This window comes from Kitasatospora sp. NPDC127121, assembly GCF_042677305.1.
In the GTDB taxonomy this organism is placed as follows: domain Bacteria; phylum Actinomycetota; class Actinomycetes; order Streptomycetales; family Streptomycetaceae; genus Kitasatospora.
In genome coordinates this window covers 23756-45253 of sequence record NZ_JBHXTQ010000017.1, presented here as the reverse complement: position 1 = coordinate 45253, position 21498 = coordinate 23756, and the positions used below count along the sequence as shown (strand labels likewise).

19 protein-coding genes are annotated in these 21498 nt (G+C 72.4%); 7 read left to right on the top strand and 12 right to left on the bottom strand.

The window, feature by feature from the left end; translation table 11 throughout:
* Nucleotides 1-11: 11 nt before the first annotated feature.
* The 3 genes from ACFVHI_RS12040 to ACFVHI_RS12030 all read right to left on the bottom strand — a co-directional run bounded on the left by ACFVHI_RS12040 (nt 12) and on the right by ACFVHI_RS12030 (nt 4833).
* The gene (locus ACFVHI_RS12040; protein ID WP_380338234.1) at nt 12-1226 is read right to left on the bottom strand and encodes a serine hydrolase domain-containing protein; all 1215 of its coding nucleotides are present in this window, start codon (nt 1224-1226) and stop codon (nt 12-14) included.
* A gap of 298 nt (nt 1227-1524) precedes the next feature.
* A complete protein-coding gene (locus tag ACFVHI_RS12035) occupies nt 1525-4095 on the bottom strand; it encodes an FtsX-like permease family protein (protein WP_063349709.1) in 2571 nt (856 codons plus the stop codon).
* 3 nt (nt 4096-4098) lie between these two features.
* The gene (locus ACFVHI_RS12030; protein ID WP_063351478.1) at nt 4099-4833 is read right to left on the bottom strand and encodes an ABC transporter ATP-binding protein; all 735 of its coding nucleotides are present in this window, start codon (nt 4831-4833) and stop codon (nt 4099-4101) included.
* Between the two features lie 298 nt (nt 4834-5131).
* Between ACFVHI_RS12030 and ACFVHI_RS12025 the strand changes: the two genes are divergently transcribed.
* Nucleotides 5132-6400 carry a sensor histidine kinase gene (locus ACFVHI_RS12025; protein WP_244293481.1) on the top strand — a complete coding sequence of 423 codons (1269 nt, stop codon included), beginning with the start codon at nt 5132-5134 and terminating at the stop codon, nt 6398-6400.
* Nucleotides 6388-7032, top strand: coding sequence for a response regulator transcription factor (locus tag ACFVHI_RS12020; protein WP_363375491.1), 645 nt, complete (start codon nt 6388-6390; stop codon nt 7030-7032). Before ACFVHI_RS12025 ends, ACFVHI_RS12020 begins: the two co-directional genes overlap by 13 nt.
* 69 nt (nt 7033-7101) lie before the next feature.
* Here the strand turns inward: ACFVHI_RS12020 and ACFVHI_RS12015 are convergent, their stop codons facing one another.
* From ACFVHI_RS12015 to leuC, 5 genes are read right to left on the bottom strand one after another with little or no spacing between them, the layout of a single operon-like run.
* Nucleotides 7102-8394 (bottom strand): MFS transporter, encoded by a 1293-nt coding sequence (locus ACFVHI_RS12015; protein ID WP_380338229.1) that lies wholly within the window; start codon nt 8392-8394, stop codon nt 7102-7104.
* 29 nt (nt 8395-8423) lie between these two features.
* Complete coding sequence (locus ACFVHI_RS12010; protein WP_063349705.1) at nt 8424-9452, bottom strand: TauD/TfdA family dioxygenase; 1029 nt, start codon at nt 9450-9452, stop codon at nt 8424-8426.
* A complete protein-coding gene (locus tag ACFVHI_RS12005) occupies nt 9449-10648 on the bottom strand; it encodes a pyridoxal phosphate-dependent aminotransferase (RefSeq protein ID WP_380338226.1) in 1200 nt (399 codons plus the stop codon). The genes ACFVHI_RS12010 and ACFVHI_RS12005 overlap by 4 nt, the downstream gene beginning before the upstream one ends.
* Nucleotides 10645-11328: a 3-isopropylmalate dehydratase small subunit gene (gene leuD, locus ACFVHI_RS12000; protein WP_380338223.1), complete on the bottom strand. Its 684-nt coding sequence runs from the start codon at nt 11326-11328 to the stop codon at nt 10645-10647. Before leuD ends, ACFVHI_RS12005 begins: the two co-directional genes overlap by 4 nt.
* 35 nt (nt 11329-11363) lie before the next feature.
* Complete coding sequence (gene leuC, locus ACFVHI_RS11995) at nt 11364-12764, bottom strand: 3-isopropylmalate dehydratase large subunit (protein ID WP_380338220.1); 1401 nt, start codon at nt 12762-12764, stop codon at nt 11364-11366.
* 329 nt (nt 12765-13093) lie between these two features.
* Between leuC and ACFVHI_RS11990 the strand changes: the two genes are divergently transcribed.
* From ACFVHI_RS11990 to ACFVHI_RS11970, 5 genes are all read left to right on the top strand, one after another.
* On the top strand, nt 13094-13513 hold the full coding sequence (locus tag ACFVHI_RS11990) for a hypothetical protein (protein WP_159398537.1): 420 nt from the start codon (nt 13094-13096) through the stop codon (nt 13511-13513).
* Nucleotides 13514-14228: 715 nt separating this feature from the next.
* Nucleotides 14229-14858 carry a hypothetical protein gene (locus ACFVHI_RS11985; protein ID WP_063349701.1) on the top strand — a complete coding sequence of 210 codons (630 nt, stop codon included), beginning with the start codon at nt 14229-14231 and terminating at the stop codon, nt 14856-14858.
* 119 nt (nt 14859-14977) lie between these two features.
* Complete coding sequence (locus tag ACFVHI_RS11980; protein ID WP_363375505.1) at nt 14978-15781, top strand: winged helix-turn-helix domain-containing protein; 804 nt, start codon at nt 14978-14980, stop codon at nt 15779-15781.
* Nucleotides 15782-15947: 166 nt separating this feature from the next.
* Nucleotides 15948-16718, top strand: a complete 771-nt coding sequence (locus tag ACFVHI_RS11975) for an ATP-binding cassette domain-containing protein (protein WP_107452943.1) — start codon at nt 15948-15950, stop codon at nt 16716-16718.
* 293 nt (nt 16719-17011) lie between these two features.
* Entirely contained in the window at nt 17012-17233 is a 222-nt protein-coding gene (locus ACFVHI_RS11970) for a hypothetical protein (protein WP_380338215.1), read from the top strand.
* Between the two features lie 178 nt (nt 17234-17411).
* On the opposite strand, the gene ACFVHI_RS11965 is transcribed toward ACFVHI_RS11970, so the two are convergent.
* Genes ACFVHI_RS11965 through ACFVHI_RS11950 form a run of 4 tightly spaced genes read right to left on the bottom strand, consistent with a single transcriptional unit; the run spans nt 17412 to nt 21475 of the window.
* Nucleotides 17412-18419, bottom strand: coding sequence for a hypothetical protein (locus ACFVHI_RS11965; protein WP_380338212.1), 1008 nt, complete (start codon nt 18417-18419; stop codon nt 17412-17414).
* Nucleotides 18416-18781 carry a PadR family transcriptional regulator gene (locus tag ACFVHI_RS11960; RefSeq protein WP_063351477.1) on the bottom strand — a complete coding sequence of 122 codons (366 nt, stop codon included), beginning with the start codon at nt 18779-18781 and terminating at the stop codon, nt 18416-18418. Before ACFVHI_RS11960 ends, ACFVHI_RS11965 begins: the two co-directional genes overlap by 4 nt.
* A gap of 47 nt (nt 18782-18828) precedes the next feature.
* Nucleotides 18829-20736 (bottom strand): ATP-binding protein, encoded by a 1908-nt coding sequence (locus ACFVHI_RS11955; protein ID WP_380338209.1) that lies wholly within the window; start codon nt 20734-20736, stop codon nt 18829-18831.
* A complete protein-coding gene (locus tag ACFVHI_RS11950) occupies nt 20726-21475 on the bottom strand; it encodes a response regulator transcription factor (RefSeq protein ID WP_380338206.1) in 750 nt (249 codons plus the stop codon). The genes ACFVHI_RS11955 and ACFVHI_RS11950 overlap by 11 nt, the downstream gene beginning before the upstream one ends.
* Nucleotides 21476-21498 lie beyond the last annotated feature (23 nt).

The window sequence follows — 21498 nt, the reverse complement described above, 5'->3', positions numbered from 1 at the left end:
CTCCAGCCTGTTCAGGCGACGCGTCGCAGGACGCGGCCGCCGAACTGCATGTGGTCCGCGCGCCCGGTCTCCGGGTCGAGCAGGAAGCGGCCGAGGTGTTCCACCTCGGGCAGCCGCGGGTGCCGGGCGGCGAAGAAGCGCTCGCCTCGGCCGGTCAGGTCGTACTCCATCCCGTCGTCGTCGACCAGGACGGTGGCGCCGGGGTGTGCGCCGTCCGCCGTGTCGGCGCCGGGGCGGATCCGGTACACGGTCTCGCCGTTGGCCCACTGCCCGACGCGGTCCGACAGGTCCTGCGCGGCGCCGGCGGCGGGGCCCGGCGCGTAGCCGGCGACGTCCACGCCCTCGGCCCGGAGCTGGGCCAGCAGGTCCTGCCAGGCGCCGAGGCCGGCCGCGGAGTCGGCCTGGAGGGCGATCACGGTGCCGCGTTCCGGCTGGATCCGCAGGTGGCAGGTGGCGCCCGCGCCCACGCCGTCGAGGCCGAGCCAGCGGTCGGCGCCGTTGCCGTACCGGGCCCAGCCGTGGCCCCAGCCGTCGGCCAGGCCGAACGGCAGGGTGTCGAAGGGCGGTTCGGCCAGCTCCCGGACGGCCTCCTGGTCGAGCAGGGCGGCGTGCGAGGCGTCACGGTCGTCCAGGTGGAGCCGGGCGAACGCGACCAGGTCGGTGACGGTGCCGGCGATCGCGGCGGCGGGGGCGAGGTCGCGGGGGATCTCGTCGGCCGCCAGGAAGGCCGGCTCGATGTCCAGCGGCCGGAGCAGGAAGTCCGTCACGGCGTTGCGCCAACTCACCCCGGCGGCGGCCTCGATGACCTTTCCGGCCAGCGCGAACCCGGCGTTGGAGTACGAGAACGCGGTGCCGGGGGCGAACAGCGGGCCGGCCGCGACGGCGGCCCGCAGCCCGCCGTCGCCGGGGCCGTCGCAGACCATTCCGGAGGAGTGGCTGAGCAGGTGGCGGGTCGTCAGTCTCAGCTCGGCGAAGGGTGGTTCGTTCAGGTACTCGCCGACCGGCAGGTCCAGGTCGAGGTCGCCGTCGAAGGCCAGCTGCATGGCCAGCGTCGCGGTGAAGAGCTTGGTGAGCGAGGCGAACGGCGCGGCGGGCGCCGGCCCGGGCTCCGCACCCGCCTCGGCGACGTGGAGTTCGCCGGCGTCGTAGAACGCGCACCGGAGGGAGCGCACACCGTGTTCGCGCGCGAGCCGTCCGGCCTTTTCACGCCATGACTGTGAATTCACTAAAACCCACCCACCGCATTCACCGGAATCCGAAAAAGGCGCAGCACAACAGCCCCGTTCGGCCGTGTTCCGTCCACGGCTCGTCGGTACGGGGATTACGCAAAAGGGGAATTCGCTCTGGTGAATGCAGGCTAACACCGGGCGGCGGGGCCGGTCAGGGTCGTTAAGCGGCAGCCGAATGACCCTGGTTGCCGCACTGCGAAACGCCGTTCGACCTGCCCGGAAACCCGAAAACGCCGATGGGGTCCGCGGTCGCGGACCCCATCGGCGGGTCGGTGTGGCAATGGTGGGGGCGGAGCTACTCGCGCAGTCCGATGGCCTCCACCGGGCGGGCGCGCAGGGCGAGCTTGGTCGGCACCAGAACGGCCGCCGCGGCCAGGGCCGAGGTCGCCGCCACGATCGCCAGGTAGAGCAGCGGCGGAATGTGCGGAACCAGGGACCCGGTCAGGCCCATGCTCACCGTCATCAACGGCACGATGGGCACCAGGCTGCCGACCACCACCGCGATCAGGATCAGCATCAGCGTCTCGGTGCGCATCATCCGCATGACCTGTTCGGGGGTCGCGCCCACCAGCCGCAGCAGCGCGAACTCCCGTGCTCTGGACAGCGTGGTCATCACCAGGGTGTTGGCGACGGCCACCGCGATGTACCCGAAGACCAGGACCAGCGGCAGCGCGCTGCCGAACAGGTTGGCCGTGCCGGCCTTCTCCTGGGCGGCGGACAGGCCGCCCTTGTCCTGGACGTGCACCCCGGGGTAGCGGTCGTTGAGCCCGGTGAGCTCCCCGATCACCTTCTTCTTGTCGGCGCCGTCCTTGGCCCGCACCAGCACCGAGTCGTACATCCGGCGCGAACTGTGCTGGAGCACGGTGTCGTAGGACAGGGTGATGTCGCCGAAGCCCAGGCCGCGCTTGTACACGGCGATCACCTTCGGCTCCAGCGTCTGCCCGTCGGGCATGTGCACCTTGATCTGGCCGCCGACGCCCGCGCCGAGCGTGGCCGAAGCCCCGCTGCTGATCGCCACCGTGTCCGTGGACAGGTTGTCCAGGGAGCCCTCGGAGACGTCCAGGTCGACGACCCGGCTCAGGTTGCCCGGGGTCAGCCCCTGCGCCTTGTAGTCGAAGATCTCCGGCGAGCCGAGCATCTTCGTCGAGGCGAACAGGTCGACCCGCACCGTCCCGGCCGCGGCGTCCACCCCGTCCAGGCCGGCGATGAACTTCGGCGCGGTGACCGGCAGGCCGCCGGAATCGCTCGTCACCGTGTAGTCGGCGACGACGCCCGCCTGGGCCTGCGCCTCGGCCGCACCCGACGTGGTGGTCGGGATGAACAGCTGCACCGAGGCGAAGCCGATCGCCAGGATCAGCGGGCCGATGCCGGCCGCCAGCCGCCGGGCGTTGGCCCGGGTGTTGGCCACGGCCAGGAACCCGAGGGTCCCGAACCGCCGCTGGAACGGCGCGGCCATCAGCCTGGTCGCCTTCGCCACCACCGGCGGGGCCAGCATGAGGATCGCGATCACCATGATCAGACCGCCGCTGCCGGCCGCGGCCACGGCGAAGATGCTGCCGAAGAACAGCGGCAGCAGCGACGCGCAGAAGCCGAGGACGAACAGCAGGATCCCGATGGCCACCCGGGCGCCGCCGATGCCCGGCTGCTCGGTCTGGGCCTCGCTGAGCGCCTCCACCGGCCGGATCGACACCACCCGGCGGGCCACCGCGAACGCCGCCACCTGCGCGGCGATCACGCCGATGCCGACCGCGGCGATCGCCGGGATCGGGCCGTAGGAGAACTCGAAGTCGTCCGGCAGGATGCCGATCGCCCCGAGCGCCCCGCGCAGCACCCCGGCGGCCAGCATGCCGGGGAAGCAGCCCAGGATCGAGGCCACCAGCGAGATCACCAGGGCCTCGCCCGAGATCATCTTGTGGATCTGCTTGGGCGTCGCGCCGACCGCGCGCAGCAGCGCCAGCTCGCGCCGGCGCTGGTGCACGCTGAGCGCCAGGGTGCTGCCCACCACCATCATGGTGATCAGCACGACGGTGCCGCCGAGCGAGCCCGCCAGCTCCTTCAGGCTGCCCCGGGCCGAGGCGACGTCCGGGTTCTCGACGCTGCTGCGCCCGTCACCGGTGTAGACGTCGATCGCGGAGCCCTTGAGCGCCTTGTCGATCCGGTCGCCGAGCTTGCCGGCGTTGGTGTCCTTGGGCGCCAGCACGCCGATGGCGCTGACCTGGTCGGTGCGGCCGAACAGGGTGCGCGCCTCGTCGTCGGAGAAGAACACCGGCGGGGTGCGCAGCGCCCCGCCGCCGCCCTTGTAGGTGACGATGCCGACGATCTTGTACGAGCTGGCGTCCCGGGTGGAGGCGATCTTGACGCTGTCGCCCACCTTCACCTTGCGGTGGTCGGCGACGGACTTCTCCAGCACCACCTCGCCGGCGCGCTTCGGCTCGTCGCCGTTGCGGTCGTACGGGCCGAGCGCGGCCGCGCCCCAGTTGGTGCCGTTGGACGTCCGGTCGTCGGCGCCCTTGACCAGCTCCTCGCCGTCGTTGGAGACGACCTGCGCGGGGAAGGTGAGCACCGGGACGGCCTTGTCGACACCCTCGGTCCTGGCGACCTTGTCGACCAGGTCGATCGGGACGCCGACGGCGTCCTTGAGGTCCTTGGACTTGCTCTTCTTGGCCTCGTGGACCGTGAAGTGCTTCTGACCGCCGACCACGACCGCAGCGCCGGAGTAGCGCTGGACCGGCACCCCGTTGCCGATGCCGGACTGGAGGATGATTCCGAAGGCCGTGACGAGCACGGACGCGCCGAACAGGGCGACGAACGCCCCGACGAACCCGGCCTTACGCTCCTTGACGGTCTGTACGACGAGCCTGAACACGTCTCACCACTCCCCCAGCCGGGTCATGCGCTCGGCCACCCGGTCCGGAGTGGGGTGCGTCATCTCCTCCGCGTAGCTCCCGTCCGCGAGGAACACCACGCGGTGCGCGTAGGAGGCGGCGATCGGGTCGTGGGTCACCATGATCACCGTCTGTCCGAGGCTGTCCACGACCTCGCGCAGCAGCGTCAGCACCTGCTTGGCGGTGCGGGTGTCCAGCGCGCCGGTCGGCTCGTCCGCGAAGACCACCTCGGGCCGCGCCGCCAGCGCCCGGGCGATGGCCACCCGCTGCTGCTGGCCGCCGGACAGCTCCGAGGGCCGGTGGCTCATCCGGTCGGCGAGACCCACCTGCGTCACGACCTGCTGCAACCACTGGTGGTCCGGCTGGCGGCCGGCCAGCATCAGCGGCAGGGTGATGTTGTCCGCGACGGTCAACGCCGCCATCAGGTTGTACGCCTGGAAGATGAAGCCGACCCGCTCCCGGCGCATGATGGTCAGATCGACCTCGCTCAGCTGCGCCAGCTCGGTACCGCCGAGCACCACCGAGCCGGCGTCCGGGCGGTCCAGCCCGGCGGCGCAGTGCAGGAAGGTGCTCTTGCCCGCCCCGGACGGACCCATCACCGCGGTGAAGGTGCCCCGGGCGAAGGCGAGGGACAGATCGCGCAGCGCGTGCACGGCCCCGGCGCCCTTGCCGTACGTCTTCCGGACCCCGTCGAGGCGGACGACCCAGTGGGCGTCCAGAGCGGCACTGCCGTCCGGCCGCGGCGGCGCCGCGTACTCCTCCTCCGCGGCCGCGCTCTGGAACTCCTCCGTCCGCGCTCCGCGTCCCTTTCTGCTCACTTCCGGCCTCCACCACTCGCACGCACTACTTGACGTTCACGAAGGTAAGTCCTGGAGCAGGTGCGGAACCAGGGCACGAACTGGAGAGTCGATGGTGCAGAAAAGTGCCACCCACCGCCGCATTTGGGACGGTGGTAGGGTGATCGGGATGACGACTCGGAGGGTTTTAGGAGCCGTGCGCGCCCCCAGCATTGCCGAGTTGCGACGCTTACAACCCGAGCAGTGGGTCCGCCAGACGGTGATCCGTTTCCCTCCGGCCGCGGGCTACGTCCTGCTCTGCCTGATGACCGGACTCGCCGGGCTGCTGCTGTTCTACCTGATCGCCATCATCTTCGCGCTCTGCCTGGTCGGAACGGGCTTCCTGCTGCTGCCCAGGACACTGCGGGTGCTGCGCAGGTACGCGGAGGTCCACCGCCGGTGGGTCGGCCGGCTGCTGGAGACCGAGGTCCGCACGCCCTACCGCGACCTGGAGCCCGGCCGCACCGGCCCCCGCAAGCCCTCCCTGCGCGACCCGGCCGTCCGCAAGGACCTGGTCTGGGTGATCACCCACGGCGTCGTCGGCTCGGCCCTGTGCATCTTCGCCCTGAGCATCTGCGGCAACGCCTTCAACTGGCTGTCCGCACCGGTGTGGTGGAAGCTCGCGTCGGGCGAGCGCAACTCGATCATCCTGATGAACGTCGACTCGTGGCTGAAGTCCTTCGTCGCGGTGTTCATCGGCGTCGGCTACGCCGTGGTGGCGATGGCCGCGATGCGCGGGCTGGCCCTCGTGCACGCCCGGATGTCCCGCCGGCTGCTGACCGCCCGCCCCCGGGTCGCGCTCGCGCAGCGGGTCCGCGAACTCTCGGTGACCCGCGCCGAGGCGCTCGACGCGCACGACGCCGAACTGCGCCGGATCGAACGCGATCTGCACGACGGCGCGCAGGCCGGCATCGTCGCCGTCTCGCTGCGGCTCGGCATGATCAAGCGCGCGCTCGGCCAACGGCCCGAGCAGGTCCCGGAGATGGTGGACGCGGCCCAGAACCTCGCCGAGCAGGCGTTGGAGTCGCTGCGCCACCTCGTCCGCGGCATCTACCCGCCGGTGCTCGCCGACCGCGGGCTGACCGACGCCGTCCGGGCGCTCACCGCGCTGTGCGGGGTCCCGACCCGGATAGACATCGACGAGTCGGCCGGCGCGGCGCCCCGCGCGCCCGCCGCCGCCGAGGCCGCGGCCTACTTCGTGATCTCCGAGGCGCTCACCAACATCACGAAGCACAGCGGGGCGCGCAGCGCGCTGGTGTGGCTGCGGATCGCGTCGGACGCCATCTCGATCAGGGTCGAGGACGACGGCAAGGGCGGCGCCACCGAGGGCACGGGGAGCGGGATCCTCGGACTCCGGCGCCGGGTCGCCGCCTTCGACGGGACCACCGACCTGTTCAGCCCGCCCGGGGGCCCGACCGTACTGAAGGTGGAGATTCCATGCGGATCCTGATCGCCGAAGACAACGCCCTGCTCCGTGAGGGGCTGGTCCTGCTGCTGAACAGCGAGGGGCACGAGGTGTGCGTCACCGTGGACAACGGGGACGACCTGCTGCCCGCGCTGCTCGAACACCGCCCGGACGTCGCCGTGGTGGACGTCCGGCTGCCGCCGACGTTCCGCGACGAGGGCCTGCGCGCCGTCGTCGAGGCCCGCAAGCAACTGCCCAACCTGCCCGTCCTGGTGCTCTCGCAATACGTCGAACGGGCGTACGCGACGGAGCTGCTGGCGCAGAGCGCCTCCGGGGTCGGCTACCTGCTGAAGGACCGGGTGGGGCGCGCCGAGGAGTTCCTGCTCGCGCTGGAGCGGGTCGCCGACGGCGGCACCGCGATGGACCCGGAGGTCATCTCGCAGCTGATGGTCCGCCGGGCCGGCGACGACCCGCTGTCCTCGCTGACCCAGCGCGAGCGCGAGGTCCTGGCGCTGATGGCGGAGGGGCGCAACAACGGCACCATCGCCGAGATGCTGTTCATCGCGGAGAGTTCGGTGAACAAGCACATCGGCAACATCTTCGCCAAGCTGAACATGCCCACGCCGGACAGCGGCCACCGCCGGGTGCTCGCCGTGCTCACCTACCTGCGGGCCTGAACGCCCGAAGGAAGACACGCGGAGAGGGGCGGCGCCGGTCGGGCGCCGCCCCTCTCCGCATCCCCCTCCTCAACTCCCGGACGGGTGCTCCCGGTTGTCGGGCAGGGCGGGGAAGGCGCGGACCGCGGGGGTGACGGTCACGCCGAGTGCGATCAGCAGGAACGCCGCCGCACAGCTCAGGACGGTGGGCACGGCGTGCACCGTCTCCAGCAGCAGCCCGCACAGCAGCGGGCCGAGCGCCGCGCCGGCGCCCATCGAGACCCCGATCAGGCCGGCCAGCCGGCCGCGCATCTCATCGGGGGTGACCATCATCTGATGACCCGCCACCAGGGCGGTGGCGGTGGGTGCGAGGAACGCGGCCGCGCCCAGCACCAGCCCGGACGGCCAGCCGGTCGGCACCACCGCGAGCAGCGGCACCAGCACGGCGGTGGCCCAGGTCAGCACCATGAGCGCCGTGAACGGCGAGAGCGAGCGGCGCAGCCGCCCGGCCGCCAGCGCACCCGACACGCCGCCCGCGCCGACCAGGGCGCCGATGGCGCCGATCTCGGCACCGGACCGGCCGTCCTGCTGGGCCATCACCACCACGGCGATCAGCAGGCCGCTGAACACCAGGTTGAAGGCGGTGCCGAACAGCACGGTGGCCCGCACCGCCGGGTTGCCGCGCAGCCAGCGCAGCCCCGACGCCATCGCCTGCAACGTCCCCTCGGGCCGGTCCACACCCTCGCCCTCGCCCTCGCCCTCGCCCTCGGGCGACGACACCGGTGCGGCCGGCGGCGCCGGCAGCCGCAGGAACAACAGCGTGACGAAGGCGATCGCCGAGGTCACCGCCTGGGCGACGAACGGCAGCAACCGCTGGACGCCGTACAGGAATCCGCCGATCCCCGGGCCCACGATGGTCGCGAGGTAGTAGCGGGCGGTGTTGCGGGTCACGGCGTCGGCGAGTTGCGAGGACGGCACGACGCTCGGCAGCAGCGCCTGGTCGGCGGTGCCGAACAGCGAGGTGCACACCCCTTCGACCACCGCCACCACCACGATGGCCGCCAGCGGCGCGTGCCCGATCGCCACCAGCAGCGCGAGCACGCCCAGCGCCGCGGCCCGCCCGAACTCCGAGACCAGCATCAGCGTCTTGCGGCTGACCCGGTCGGCCAGCGCCCCCGAGGGGAGCGCCGCGAGCGCCCGCGACCCGGCGATCGCGAACTCGGCCAGCGAGGCCTCGAAGGCGGAGCCGCCGAGCCCGAGCACCAGCAGCGGGTACGCGATCAGCGTGCCCTGCGCCCCCAGCTGGGAGACCATGTTCGCGGTCCACAGCACGTTGTACTCGCGGTTGCGGGACAGCGGCGGCGGGCCCGGCTCCGCGGCCACGGCGGCATCGGCCGTCGTACTGCCCGAGGTCACTGCGGCGGGGTCGGCAGCGCCACCGCGGGCGCCGACGTCCGCTCCACCGGGCGGAGTTCGGACCACGCGTGCGCCCCGGCCATGCTGACGAACAGGTCACGCGGCGGCACGAAGGGAGCCCGCCCGTGCGCCACGCTGATGTTGTCCACGATCAGGACCTCACCGGTGTGCACGTTGACGTCGATCTGCTGCGCCCGGTACGCGGCCTGGAGCTGCCGGACGACCTCGTCCGGGATCTCGCTGCCGTCCGCGTAGAAGGTGTTGGTGGGCATCCCCCAGGGGCCGTACTCCTCCAGCAGGAAGTCGGCGACGTCCTCGCGCAGGGTGCGGGCGTGGAAGAAGGTCAGGTGGTTGAACCAGGAGCGGACGCCGGTCTCCGGGTGGGTGGCGACGGCCCAGCGGAGCTGACGCGTCCTCAGGTGGTTGCGCTCCAGCCACTCCAGCTCGATGCTGTTGGCGTCGCAGTAGGCCTTGACCTCGTCCGGGTCGCTGGTGCCGAACGCCTCCTGCCAGGAAAGGCCCAGGCCGGGGCGGAAGTTGCGGACGAGCAGGTAGCCCTCGCGCTCGAACCGCTCGGCGGTCTCCCGGGGCAGCCCGGCGTGCAGGGCGCGGCAGTCGGCCAGCAGGCTGGCGCCGCCGTCCGGCGACTCCTGGCGGCAGAAGAAGAACAGGTAGCGCGGGACGTTCAGGTTGTACGACTGCTCGGTGTGGAGGAAGATCTCCTCGGTCGCCGGGTGGTCGGTGGCCGTGAACACCCCGGGGTGCAGCTCGGTGCGCGGCGAGGAGCGCTCGGTGTAGTCGAGCGGCCGGCCGACGACGGCGTTGACGAAGGTGTCCAGCTCCGGCCACTCCTGCCAGTCGAAGCCGCTGAGCACGACCGCGCCGTGCTCGGTGATCCGCCGGCGGATGAACTCCCCCTGCTCCTTGCCGAGGTCGACCAGCCGGTTCCCCGCGGTCTCGGCGGTGATCCCGAGGACCAGTCCGTCGTGCCGCGCTTCGGTCGAGATGCTGATGGCGGTTGTCACGGAGTGACTCCCTTCTGCGGGCTGCGGGCGCGAAGCCGCTCGGCAGCGGTGTCGAGGGTCTGGAGTGGACGGTTGAAGGCGATCCGGACGTAGCGCTCGCCATCGGCCGGATCGACGAAGAACGAGGTGCCCGGCGCCACCAGCACACCGGTCTCGGCGAGCAGCGTGCGGATGAAGCGCGGACTGGGCTCGTCGGTCAGCCCGTCGATCCGGGCCAGCACGTAGCAGCCGCCGGCCGGGGGCGTGAAGTCGAAGCCGGCGTCCCGCAGCAGGGCCACCGTCCGGTCGCGCCGCTCGCGCATCCCCGCCGCGTGGTCCCAGCGCTCCGGCAGCAGCAGGTCCGCGTTGGCGGCGGCGTGCTGGAGCGCGGCCGCCGCACCACCGGTGGTGGCCACGTGCACCTTGCGCAGCAGGGCGGTGAGCTCCGGCGCCGCGCGCAGGAAGCCGAGCCGCCAGCCGCTGATCGCATGGCTCTTGGAGAGGCTGCCGACCACCACGGACCGGTCGGCCAGGCCCTCGATCTCGGCGACCGAGCGGTAGCCGGCCGACTCGTAGACGTACCCGGCGTACACCTCGTCCGAGATCACCACGGTGCCCCAGCGCCGGCACAGCTCGGCGAGCAGGTCGAGGGTGTCGCGCTCCAGGACGACGCCGGTCGGGTTGGCCGGGCTGTTCACGATGACGGCGCGGGTGCGCGGTCCGAAGGCCGCGGCCAGCTCGTCCGGGTCGACGCTCCAGTCGGGCTCCCGCAGCCGGACCGGGCGCGGGCGGGCGCCGGTGAGGGCGATGGCGCTGAGGAAGTTCTCGTAGAAGGGCTCGAACACGATCACCTCGTCGCCGGGGTCGACGAACGAGAGCAGGGCGACGGCCAGCCCCTCGCTGCCGCCGACGGTGACGGTGATCTCGGAGCCCGGGTCCGGGGCGCCGGGCAGGGCCGCGGCGATCCGCTCGCGCAGCAGCGCCAGCCCGGCCGGGTCCTGGTACTGGTGGACGCCGGCCCGCAGCGCGGTCACCGCCGCCTCGACCAGCCCGGGCGGCGTGTCGGGGTAGGCCGGGGTGCCGACCGCGAGGTCGACGGTGTCCGGCGGCAGCCCCTCCAACAACAGCGCGGCCAGCCCCCCGCCGGGCAGTCCGGCGACCCGCTCGGCGCCCAGGGCGCGGCGGGCCGGGGTGTCATGGTGCGTGGTGGCGCTCATCGGCTCACTCCCGCGGCGTCGGTCCGCAGCCGCTGTTCGGTCTGGAGCGGCGCTTCGCCCTGGAGCCGCTGCTCGGCCAGGTCGAAGGCGCCGCGCGGGATCTCGGGCAGCCAGGACGGGCGGCCCGCCTCGTACGCCTCGATGTCCCCGGTCCTGAGCAGGGTCTCCGCGATCACGTCCTGCCCTTCGAGCAGCCGGGCCCGGGCCCGCGCGTCGACCGTGAACGGGTGCTCGCCGCCCGGCCGGCGCAGCAGGCCGACCCGCAGGTCCACGGTGAGCCGCAGGCCCTCGGCGGACTCCGCGAGGTCCATCAGCTCCTCGACCACGGGGGTCGGCAGGTCGACCGGGACGAGCCCGTTGTTGAGGGCGTTGCGGCGGAAGATGTCGCCGAAGCCGGTGGCGACGACGGCACGGAACCCCCAGTCGCGCAGCGCCCAGACGGCGTGCTCGCGGGAGCTGCCGATGCCGAAGTCCCGGCCGGCCAGCAGGACCGTCGCGCCCGCGTGGCGCGGCTGCTCCAGGACGAAGCCGTCCTCGGCGCGCCAGCGGGCGAACAGCGCGTCCTCGTAGCCGCTCTTGGTGACCCGCTTGCAGAACTCCGCGGGCAGGATCTGGTCGGTGTCGACGTCGTCGCGGCGCAGGGCGACCGCGCGACCGTGGTGTTCGACGAAGGGTTCCATACTCAGCTGTCCTCTCTCCGGCCGGGCCGGCGCTGTCAGGCCAGGTCGGCCGGGGCCGCGAGCCGCCCGGCCACCGCCGTCGCGGCGGCGACCGCGGGCGACACCAGGTGGGTGCGGGCCCGCGCCCCTTGGCGGCCTTCGAAGTTACGGTTCGAGGTGGAGGCGCAGCGCTCGACACCCTCAAGACGGTCGGTGTTCATCCCCAGGCACATCGAGCAGCCGGGCAGCCGCCACTCGGCGCCGGCGGCCGCGAAGACCTCGTGCAGCCCCTCCGCCTCGGCCTCGGCCCGCACCTGCATCGAGCCGGGGACGACCAGCATCCGGGTGCCGGCGGCGACGGTGCGCCCGCGCAGCACCCCGGCCGCGGAGCGGAGGTCCTCGATCCGGCCGTTGGTGCAGGAGCCGACGAAGACGACGTCGATCGCGAGGTCCCGCATCGAGGTTCCGGGCCGCAGGCCCATGTAGGCCAACGCCTTCTGCGCGGAGGCGCGTTCGAGCGGGTCGGCGAAGGTCTGCGGGTCGGGCACGGCGGCGGCGAGCGGCACGGTCTGGGCGGGGTTGGTGCCCCAGGTGACGAGCGGGGTGAGCCCGCCCACGTCGAGCACCACCGTCCGGTCGAACACGGCGCCGGGGTCGGTGGCCAGGGTCGACCAGTCGGCGACGGCGGCGTCCCAGTCCGCCCCGGCGGGGGCGTGCGGACGGCCGCGCAGGTACTCCAGGGTGGTCTCGTCGGGTGCGACGATCCCGGCCCGGGCGCCGGCCTCGATGCTCATGTTGCAGAGCGTCATCCGGGCCTCCATGGAGAGCCCGCGCACCGCGTCGCCCCGGTACTCGATGAGGTGGCCCTGCGCCCCGTTGGCCCCGATCCGGGCGATCAGCGCGAGGATCATCTCCTTCGCCCCGACCTCCGGGGGGAGTTGGCCGGTGAACTCGACGGCCAGGGTGCGCGGCCGGCCGATCTCCAGGCACTGGGTGGCCAGGACGTGCTCCACGTCGCTGGTGCCGATGCCGAAGGCGAGCGCGCCGAACGCGCCGTGCGTGGCGGTGTGGCTGTCCCCGCAGACGATCGTCATGCCGGGCTGCACCAGGCCGAGTTCGGGTCCGACGACGTGCACGATCCCCTGCCGCCGGTGGCCGACCGAGTAGAGCTCGACGCCCTGTTCGGCGCAGTTGCGGCGCAGCGTGTCCAGTTGGACCAGGCTGACCGGGTCGAGCACCGCGGTCGCCGTGGTGGCGACGTTGTGGTCCTCCAGCGCCAGGGTCAGTCCCGGCCGCCGGACGCTGCGGCCGGCCAGCCGCAGCCCGTCGAAGGCCTGCGGGGAGGTGGCCTCGTGGGTGAGGTGGAGGTCGATGTAGAGGAGGTCCGGTCCGCCGGGCCGGGAGGCCACGACGTGGCGCTCCCACAGCTTCTCCGCGAGTGTCCGTGCTGGGCCCATCGTCGTCCCTCTCTCCCCTGCGCTGTCCGTGCACTACGGCCTTGGGGCGGAACCCCGGCCACCGCATGCCGTCCCGGCCGTACGGACCTCAGCCTCCATGGCGCCACCCGCCGCCCACCACGTCTTTAAGCCGGTGCGAAAACGCCCAGCACAGGCGATCACGTGCACGAAGAAAGGTGCAGAGAACTGCACCTCGGATCGGAAGTAAGCCCCCATGAAATCGGCGGCGCCCGGGTTCAGGATGGAGTCATCGAAGGCGGAACCAACGCCGGGACGACGGGCAGAAGATCATCGGATCCCACGGGACCCAGGGAGGAAGCATGTACCCGATGCGCAGGAGCCACGGGGCCGAACCCGGACACCGGCGGAGCAGGACGGTCGTGCTGACCCTGGCCGCCGTCCTCCTGGTCGGCGCCGGAACGTCCGCCTGCCAGGTCAGTACCAAGGCCGCCGACCGGATCGAGCTGTGCGCGAAGATCTTCGGCAAGACCTTCACCGATCCGTTCCCGGACAACGTGGAGGAGGCCCGCAAGAAGATGCGGGCACGGGCCGACGAGCTCGACGGGCTGGCCAAGCAGGCCGGGGACGACAAGCTCCGCAATGCGATCCAGTCGACCGCCGACAAGATGCGCAACGCCGACATCCGCGAGAAGGGTGCGGTGCGCACCGTGGTCGGATACATCGGTGAGCAGAACGACCGCATCAAGGAACTGCGCCAGACCTGCCTCGACCACCACGACTACCCGTGATGACTGGGCTTCCGAACCAGCGTCACCGTTGAGGCTCCCAGCGAGCGCACGGTGACCACAGACCGGAATCGGTGAACAGGGCACTAACAGTTCCCCCCACCGATTCCCTTGGCCGGGCCCCTCGTTGGGTCCCCCGTCTTCCGGGGGGCCCGGCCGTAAATCTCCCCGTACCAATACAAGCCAGGAGCAGTCATGCCCGATTCGAGCGGCTGGAAGCCCACTAAGGAACGCCCGATGTGGCCCTGGGTCGTCCTCGCGGTGGTCGCCGTTGGCGTTCTGATCAACGTGCTTATCACGATCTGACGAGCAGATCGAATCCGCGCCTGAGGAACTTCCGCGCTCTTGGCAGGTAGGCCGAGAGCGCGGACCCACGTCCGGCGCGACTCCGGCCCCACAGACCTCTCTCACCCCACCCGCCCCACGGGTCACACGACCCGTCAGGGGGCGGCCGAACCGAGTCGAGTCCGCTATCCGGATCAGGTGCAGAGAACTGCACCTTCGAACTGGCGAAGACTCGACTGTCACCCCCCTAAAGCGCCACGTAGCGTAGTCGGTACGGGAACGGGCATGGCCATGTCGAACTTGCGGTCACGCACGATCGACCATCCACCTCACCGTGGATCCCGGCTCCCGACCCGCCTACATCAACGGCATTCATGGGGGACTCGTGCCACGTCTGCACTTCACGTCGGCAAGCCTGTTGAGAACGCGTATCATGCCGACCCCGGACTGGGTCAGCGAATCACTCTTCGCCCTGGACCTGCTCTCTTCCCGGCACCGCCAGGCGAAACGCCGGCTCCGATGGCATAAAACCCGTCCCGTCGGACCGGCCCGCCGGCTGGGTCCCACCCACCGGCTCGGCTCCACCCAGCGGCTCGTCGAACTCGCCCGGACCATCCGCCCGTTCCCCGACATGGACACCATGGTCCGGCGCGCCCGGCACTCCGGGAACGGCGCCGACCTGCGCCTGCTCCGGGACCTGGAGTCCTTCTACCGCATCATGGTCGCCCCGCACTGGGACGTGATCTCCCTCACCGTTCAGAGCGACCGGAAGAAGCGGCTGGAAATCCTCCAGGACTGCGGCGCCCGCAGCCTGCTGAGCACTCTTCACCCGACCGTCCGGCTCTCCACCTGCTCGCTGGAGATACCCGGACAGAACGAGGACGTGCAACTGGAGGAGGTCGGGCTGACCATTGCGCCGTCCTACTTCCTGGCACCCGATTCCCCGGTCCTGGTGGACGACCACACCATTGCCGACGGACCGACGCTCTTCTACCCCATTCTCCCCGACGGACCGAACTGTGCGACCGAGGGCGTGATCGAAGCGGCAGCGATGCCGGCCTGAGACCGATGACCTCCGATCGCGACAGCATCGGAACTTCAAGGGGGAAAACAGCAATGCGACGCATATTCTTCAGTCCGGCGAGCCTGGCCAAAGTATCGTCGGCCGCCCATCTGGATCCGATGAGAGAGGCGCTGTGCGCCCTCGAAACCTTCGCGACGGGCGGCGGAGGCCCCGTCTTCCATTCCTGGCGACGCCGGGTCGCGGGTGAACGGGACGGCCGGGCGCTGGCCGAACTCGCCCGCACCGTCCGCCCTTTCCCGGATCTCTACCGAATTCTCGAAAATTCCTCCGCAGCCGGATCCGGGAACGAATTCCGACCGCGGGTCCTGCGCGATCTGGAGACATTCCACCGGATCGCCGTGGAGCCGTACTGGAACCAGGTGTCGACCCTGCTCGAAGTCGACCGGAACGCTCGGGCCCAGATCATGATGAGCGGCGGCGTCGACCAGTTGCTCAGCACCCTGCACCCGGCGATCCGCTGGCGCCCCCCGGTGCTGGAGGTCCCCGGGACGGGGCACGACATCAAACTGGAGTCGACCGGCCTGGAGATAGCACCGTCGCTGTTCCTGTTCTCCCGGTCGCCGATCCTGGTCGAACAGCAGGGCGACCGGCCCCTGCTGCTGCTCTACCCGATCCCCGTCCCGCGCGACCGGGAGAACCTGTGGGACCCGGCGCCCGACGGCGACCAGGCCCTGGGCGCCCTGCTGGGGCGCACCCGGGCGGCCGTCCTCCAGGTGCTGACGACCACCTGCACCACCACCGAGGTCGGCGAGCTGGTGGGCATCTCCACCGCCGCCGCGAGCCAGCACACCGCCGTCCTGCGGGCGGCCGGCCTTATCACCACCCTGCGCTCGCTCAACAAAGTGCACCACACCCTGACCCCCCTGGGCGGGGCGCTTCTTCGTGGGGATCCACTCGTCTGACAATTCGCCCTATACCGACGATTCCCGAAGTAACGAACCCGCAACACGCCCCGAGGAGCGATCTGGATCCGACACGGATGGTCTAGGAAAGTGCACCATACATACGGATGCGGGCAGCATGGCCTAAACCCATTACGAGCGAGTAGGTTCTGGGCATGCACGCACGATGCCTTGTCGCCGCACGCATCATTTACGGAAGCCTGGGAGCGGATTCATGATGGGAGGTGGACCAGCTGAGCGGGAAGCCGCCCCAGACTGTGCCGTCACGCTGGAAAACGTGTCGAAAATCCACCCGGGCACGAACGGTCCCACAGCGGTCCTGCGCGAGTTCTCACTCGGCGTACGAAAAGGCCGCTTCTGTGCCGTCATGGGAGACGAACGCGCCAGCACCACAGCACTCCTGGAGTGCATGGCCGGCGTCACCACCCCGTCCACCGGAACGGTCCACTGGGCCGACGGTGGACGGGGTTCCGTCGGTGCACTCTGGGGCCAACACGAGCCCGTCCACCCGAATGTGACGGTTCGTGAATTCGTCGACCCGGGCGTTTCCGCACTCGGCCGCCGCCAGGCCTGGCAGATCAGTCGGGTCACCCGACTGTGGCTCTGGCGGCGGCCGCTCCGGAGACTGGGCCGGGTCCAGCAGCACAACGCCATGCTGGCCCGGCTGCTGGCCGGCTCCCCGCGCCTGCTGCTGGTCGACACCCCCGGCCACGACGACTCGCCCGAACTCGCCCGCGCCATCGGCGCCTCACTCCGCCGCGCGGTCCGCGCCCTCGACCTCACGGCGGTCCTCGTCACCACCGACCCGGAAGCCGCCGCGTGCGCGGACAGCGTCGTCTTCCTCCACCACGGCCGCCTCGCCGACGCCCTCGGCCCCTCCACCCCCGCCGAGATCGCCGACTGCCTCCAGCACCTCCGAAGAGGCTCGACCACCTGATCCGCCCGCCTTCCCCGGCGCCCCTCTCCCAGGGCGCCCCCGGCGCCCCTTCCCCGGCGCCCCTCGCCCTCCCCGGCGCCCCCCGGTCAAGCGGTGCACAGCGCTTCCCCAGTCGCGGCTCCCGCGCCCCGTACGCCCTCCCGCGCACCGCGCCGGCGCATCCCGGACCGCCGCCCGCCGCACCCGCCGCCGCCGCCGCGGGGCAGTGCGGCGGCAACGTCGCCGACTCCACCACCTCCGGCACGTGGGAGCTGCGCGACCCCGACGGGCCGAACCCCGCGAAGATCGGCGTGGTGACCTTCTGCACCACCGCCTCCCCCGGCGTCACCGGCGACGGCGTGGCCGCCATCCACCACTGCGTCGGCCAGCCCGTCTGCAATCCCACGGCCGCCGACCCGGCCGAGAAGCTCTTCCAGATCGTCGGCGACGTCCAGCTCCAACCGGTCTGCGCGGACGGCGGCTTCGGCGCCCTGAGCGCCCTGAGCGTCATCAACGGCTTCTCCGCCGACCGCTGAGGACCGGCCACCGCGCACCGATCACCGCGCACCGATCGCCGATCGCCGAGGACGGACCGCCCGACCGCCGAGGACCGACGCCGAAAGATCCCCGAGCCCCTTCCGGAAGAAGGGACTCGGGGATCCTCGGACCGGCCGGCCCGACACCGGCGGTCAGTTCGGGGCACCGCCTGCGCGGTCAGGCCGGCTCGACCGGCTCCGGGTTCCGGGAGGCGGCCAGGGTGCGGCTGAACGCGGCGAGGGTGGCGGCGACAGCCAGCAGACCGACCACGACCGCGAGGTTGCGCCCGAGGTCGGCGAGGTCGCGCGGCAGCGCCCAGTAGTAGGGCGCGGGGAGCATGACCGCCCAGGGGAGGGCGGCCAGCGCCACTCCGACGGCGCGCGGCCGGTCGGGCCGGCGGGCGGCGAAGTGGACGAAGAAGGCGATCGCCATCACCACGGCGGGCCAGGCCGACGACGCGTCGAGCAGCATCTGGGTGCTGCGCGGGAAGATGACCTCGGAGTAGTCCTCCAACTCGCGCCAGGGCCAGGCGAGGACGAGCGCGCTCATCGGCAGCACGATGGCACCCGCCGCGACGACCGTCCCGACCCGGGCGCGGACGCGCTGGTCGACGCCGTCGGGCGGGGCGATGAGCAGCGGCACCCCGAGCAGGAGCCAGAGGGGCAGCTGGTAGAGGGACAGGAAGAGCACCCCGGCCGGGTGGACGAAATAGCCGACCGCGGCGCCGATCCGGGCGAGGACGCCGACCAGCACCAGGACGCGGGCGGCGCCCCAGTGCCCGAGGCCAGCGCCGAGCAGCGCGAGGAGCCAGGGAACGGTCTGCACCACGCCCACCGCGGACGCGGCCGTGCTGTGCAGGCCCATCAGTTCGGAGTGCGGCTCCCTGATGAAGAGGCCCATCAGCAGCTGGACGAAGGCCAGCGCCGCCCCGGCGGCCAGCAGGTACGGCGCGGCGCCGGCGAGCGCCCGGCCCGCGGGGTCGCCGGAGCTGAGCCGGGTCCGCAGCCGGGCGGCGTGCGCGGCCAGGGTGACCCATTCGCGCAGCACGGTGCGCCGGTCGGCGCCCTCGACGGACTCGGCGAAGACGGCGGCGATCTCCTCACCGTGCGAGGCCCGGTAGGCGGCGGGGTAGATGCCGATCAGCGGGAGCCTGCCGGGCAGCGCCCCGGCCTGCTGCGCGGTCATGCCGCACCGCCGCTCAGCCGGAGCGCCCCGAGGCGCGGACCCCGCCCGAGCGCGAGCCTGCGCTCGGCCTCGACGACTCCGGCCCGCAGCCGCGCCGTCTCCGCGCCCAGGACGTCCCGGCCGTCCTCGGTGAGGGCGAAGGTGCGCCGCATCCGGCCACCGACGACCTCCTCGTGGTCGATCCGGATCAGCCCCTGCTGGAGGAGCCGGTCCAGCGCGGTGTAGAGCGTGCCGGTGAGCAGCTTGGTCCGGCCGTCGGAGATGGCCAGGACTTCCTGGACGATCGCGTAGCCGTGCCGCGGGGCATCGGCGAGCGCGGTGAGCACGAGCCGGGTCGGCTCCTGTAGTTGACGGTTAGCCATGACCGTGAGCATAGATCAATGGCAAACATATGTCGATGATTTAGCTATCAGCCCGCTCCGCCCCCGCACCCGGCGGCCGCCGGAGCCGGCAGGCGCACGGTGAACACCGAGCCCGCGCCGGGGCTGCTGGCCGCGTGGACGCCGCCGCCGTGGAGCTCGGCGAGCTTGCGGACGATGGCGAGGCCCAGACCGCTGCCGCCGCTCTGCCGGTTGCGGGACTTGTCGGCCCGCCAGAAGCGCTCGAACACCAACGGCAGGTCCGCCTCGGCGATGCCGCCGCCGGTGTCGGCGACCTCGATCAGCAGGGCGTCGGCCTCCGGGCGGGTCCGCAGGGTGACCGTGCCGCCCGCCGGGGTGTGCCGGACGGCGTTGGCGACCAGGTTGCCCACCAGCTGGCGCAGGCGCACCGGGTCGGCGAACACCTCGCACCCGGCTGGAGCGTCGGCGGTCTCGACGACCAGGGCCACGCCCGACGCCTGTGCCCGGGCGCCGTGCGCGGTGGCGACCTGGGCCAGCAGGTCCTCGACGTCCACGGGCTCGCGGTGCAGGGCCAGTTCACCGGCGTCGGCGTCGGCGAGGTCCCGCAGGTCGTCGATCAGGTGCTGGAGTTGCAGGGCCTCCTCCAGCAGCGAACTCGTCAGGGCGCCGTCGGCGGTGACGACGCCGTCCTCGACGGCCTCCAGCCAGCCGCGGATGTTGCTGAGCGGGGTGCGCAGCTCGTGCGCGATGTCGCCGACCATCGCCCGGCGCAGTTCCTCCAGCTGCTCGCGGCGCTGCGCCATGGCGTTGAAGGCGGCGGCGAGTCCGGCGATCTCGTCGCGGCCGGTCGCGGACACCCGGGCGGAGAGGTCCCCGTCGGCCATCCGCCGGGCGGCGCGGGTGAGCGCGTTCAGCGGCCGGGAGAGCCGCAGGCCGACGATCGTGGTGATCGCCACGGTGACCACCAGCACCAGCGCGGCGACCTCGGCGACCCGCCCGCGGTGCGGGGCGGACAGCGCGGGGGCCTGGTCCGCCGCGCCGGCGGGCGCGCCGACGAACAGCAGCACGGGCGGCGCCACGTACCGGACGAGCTGCTGCCGGCGGGAGTTGGCGAGGCAGGCGGAGATCACCTGCTCCTGCTCCCGGTCGCGGGCCGGGGCCCACTGCAGCCCCAGGGACAGCGTCACGGGCCGGATCTGCTGGCGCTCCAGGCAGGCGTTGACGAGCGCGGTGAGGTCGGCGAGGGCGGCGCTCTCGGTGCGGGTCGGGGCGTCCAGCACCAGCGGGGGCGCGCAGCGCACGCCGAGCGGCCGGCCACCGGGGACGCTCACCACGGGGCGGCCGGCGGCGTCGTCGGTGACGGTCGCCTCGACGCCCAGTTCCGACCGCAGGCAGCCGGCCCGGTCCCGCGCGGCCTCCTCCATGGCCGCGCGCTCGGCGGTCGTCAGCCGGAACGGGCCCACGGCGCGGGCGTCGATCCGGTCGGCCGGGGCGTCGGGCAGCATGGCGAGGTCGACGGAGAGCGGGTCGACGGTGGTGGTGGGCGTCCGGGGCAGCACCGTCCGGTCGGCGGCGCCCGGGGGCGGCGCCGACGACGTGGCGGCCGACGGTGTGGCGCCCGGTGACCCGAGTGCGGTGGCGGCCGACGGCGGTGACCCGGGTGCGGCGGCCGCGGAGTCGACGACCGGCTCGAAGCGCGGAGTGGTCAGCAGGATGCGCTGCCCGGTCTCGGCGGCGAGCCGCCGCACGGTGCTCTCCGCACCCGTCCAGTCGGGGTGGGTCGCGGCGTAGCCGAGCAGTTCGTGGTAGATCCGGGCCTGGTCCGCGAGGACCTGGCGCTGCTCCTGCCTGATCGCGCCCGTCGTGGTGCGGGCGGTCAGCCAGGCCGTCGCGGCGATCGAACAGAGCGAGACCAGGGCGGAGAGGGCGAGCAGCCGGACCAGCAGGCTGCGGCGCGGCGGGGCGTCACGACGCACCGCGCGGCCCCTCCGCGAGCTTGTAGCCGATGCCGTAGACCGTCAGCAGGCGGGTGGGGCGCCGCGGTTGGGGCTCGATCTTGCGGCGCAGGTTCATCACGTGGGTGTCGACGGTCCGGGTGGTGATGTACCGGTCGATGCCGTGCAGGTGCTCCAGCAGCTGGGCCCGGGTGAAGACCCGGCCGGGCTGGGCGGCCAACACCTGGAGCAGCCGGAACTCGCCGGGCGTGCAGCTGACGGGCCGTCCGTCGGCGGTGACCTCGTGGCGCAGGGGGTCGATGGTGAGGGCCCCGGCGGTCAGCACCGCCGAGGGCGCGGCGGCGGGCGGCAGGGTGGGCGCGGCGGGCGGCGCGGGAGCTCCCGGGGCCAGCGGCCGGGACCCGCGGCGCAGCAGGGCCCGGACCCGGGCGACGAGCTCGCGCGGGCTGTACGGCTTGGTGAGGTAGTCGTCGGCGCCGAGGTCGAGGCCGAGCAGCAGGTCCTCCTCGGCGGTGCGGGCCGTCAGCATCAGTACCGGCAGGGCGGATTCGGCGCGCAGGGCGCGGCAGACGTCGAGCCCGTCCATGACGGGCATCATCACGTCGAGGACCAGGAGGTCCGCCGGGCCGCGCCGGGCCTGTTCCAGCGCGGCCCGGCCGTCGTGGACGACGACCACGCGGTGCCCTTCCCGCTCCAGGTACAGGCGGGCCAGGTCGGCCTGCTTGGGATCGTCCTCGGCGACCACGACATGTGCGCACATGAGGATGATCGTAAGTCGCCCTC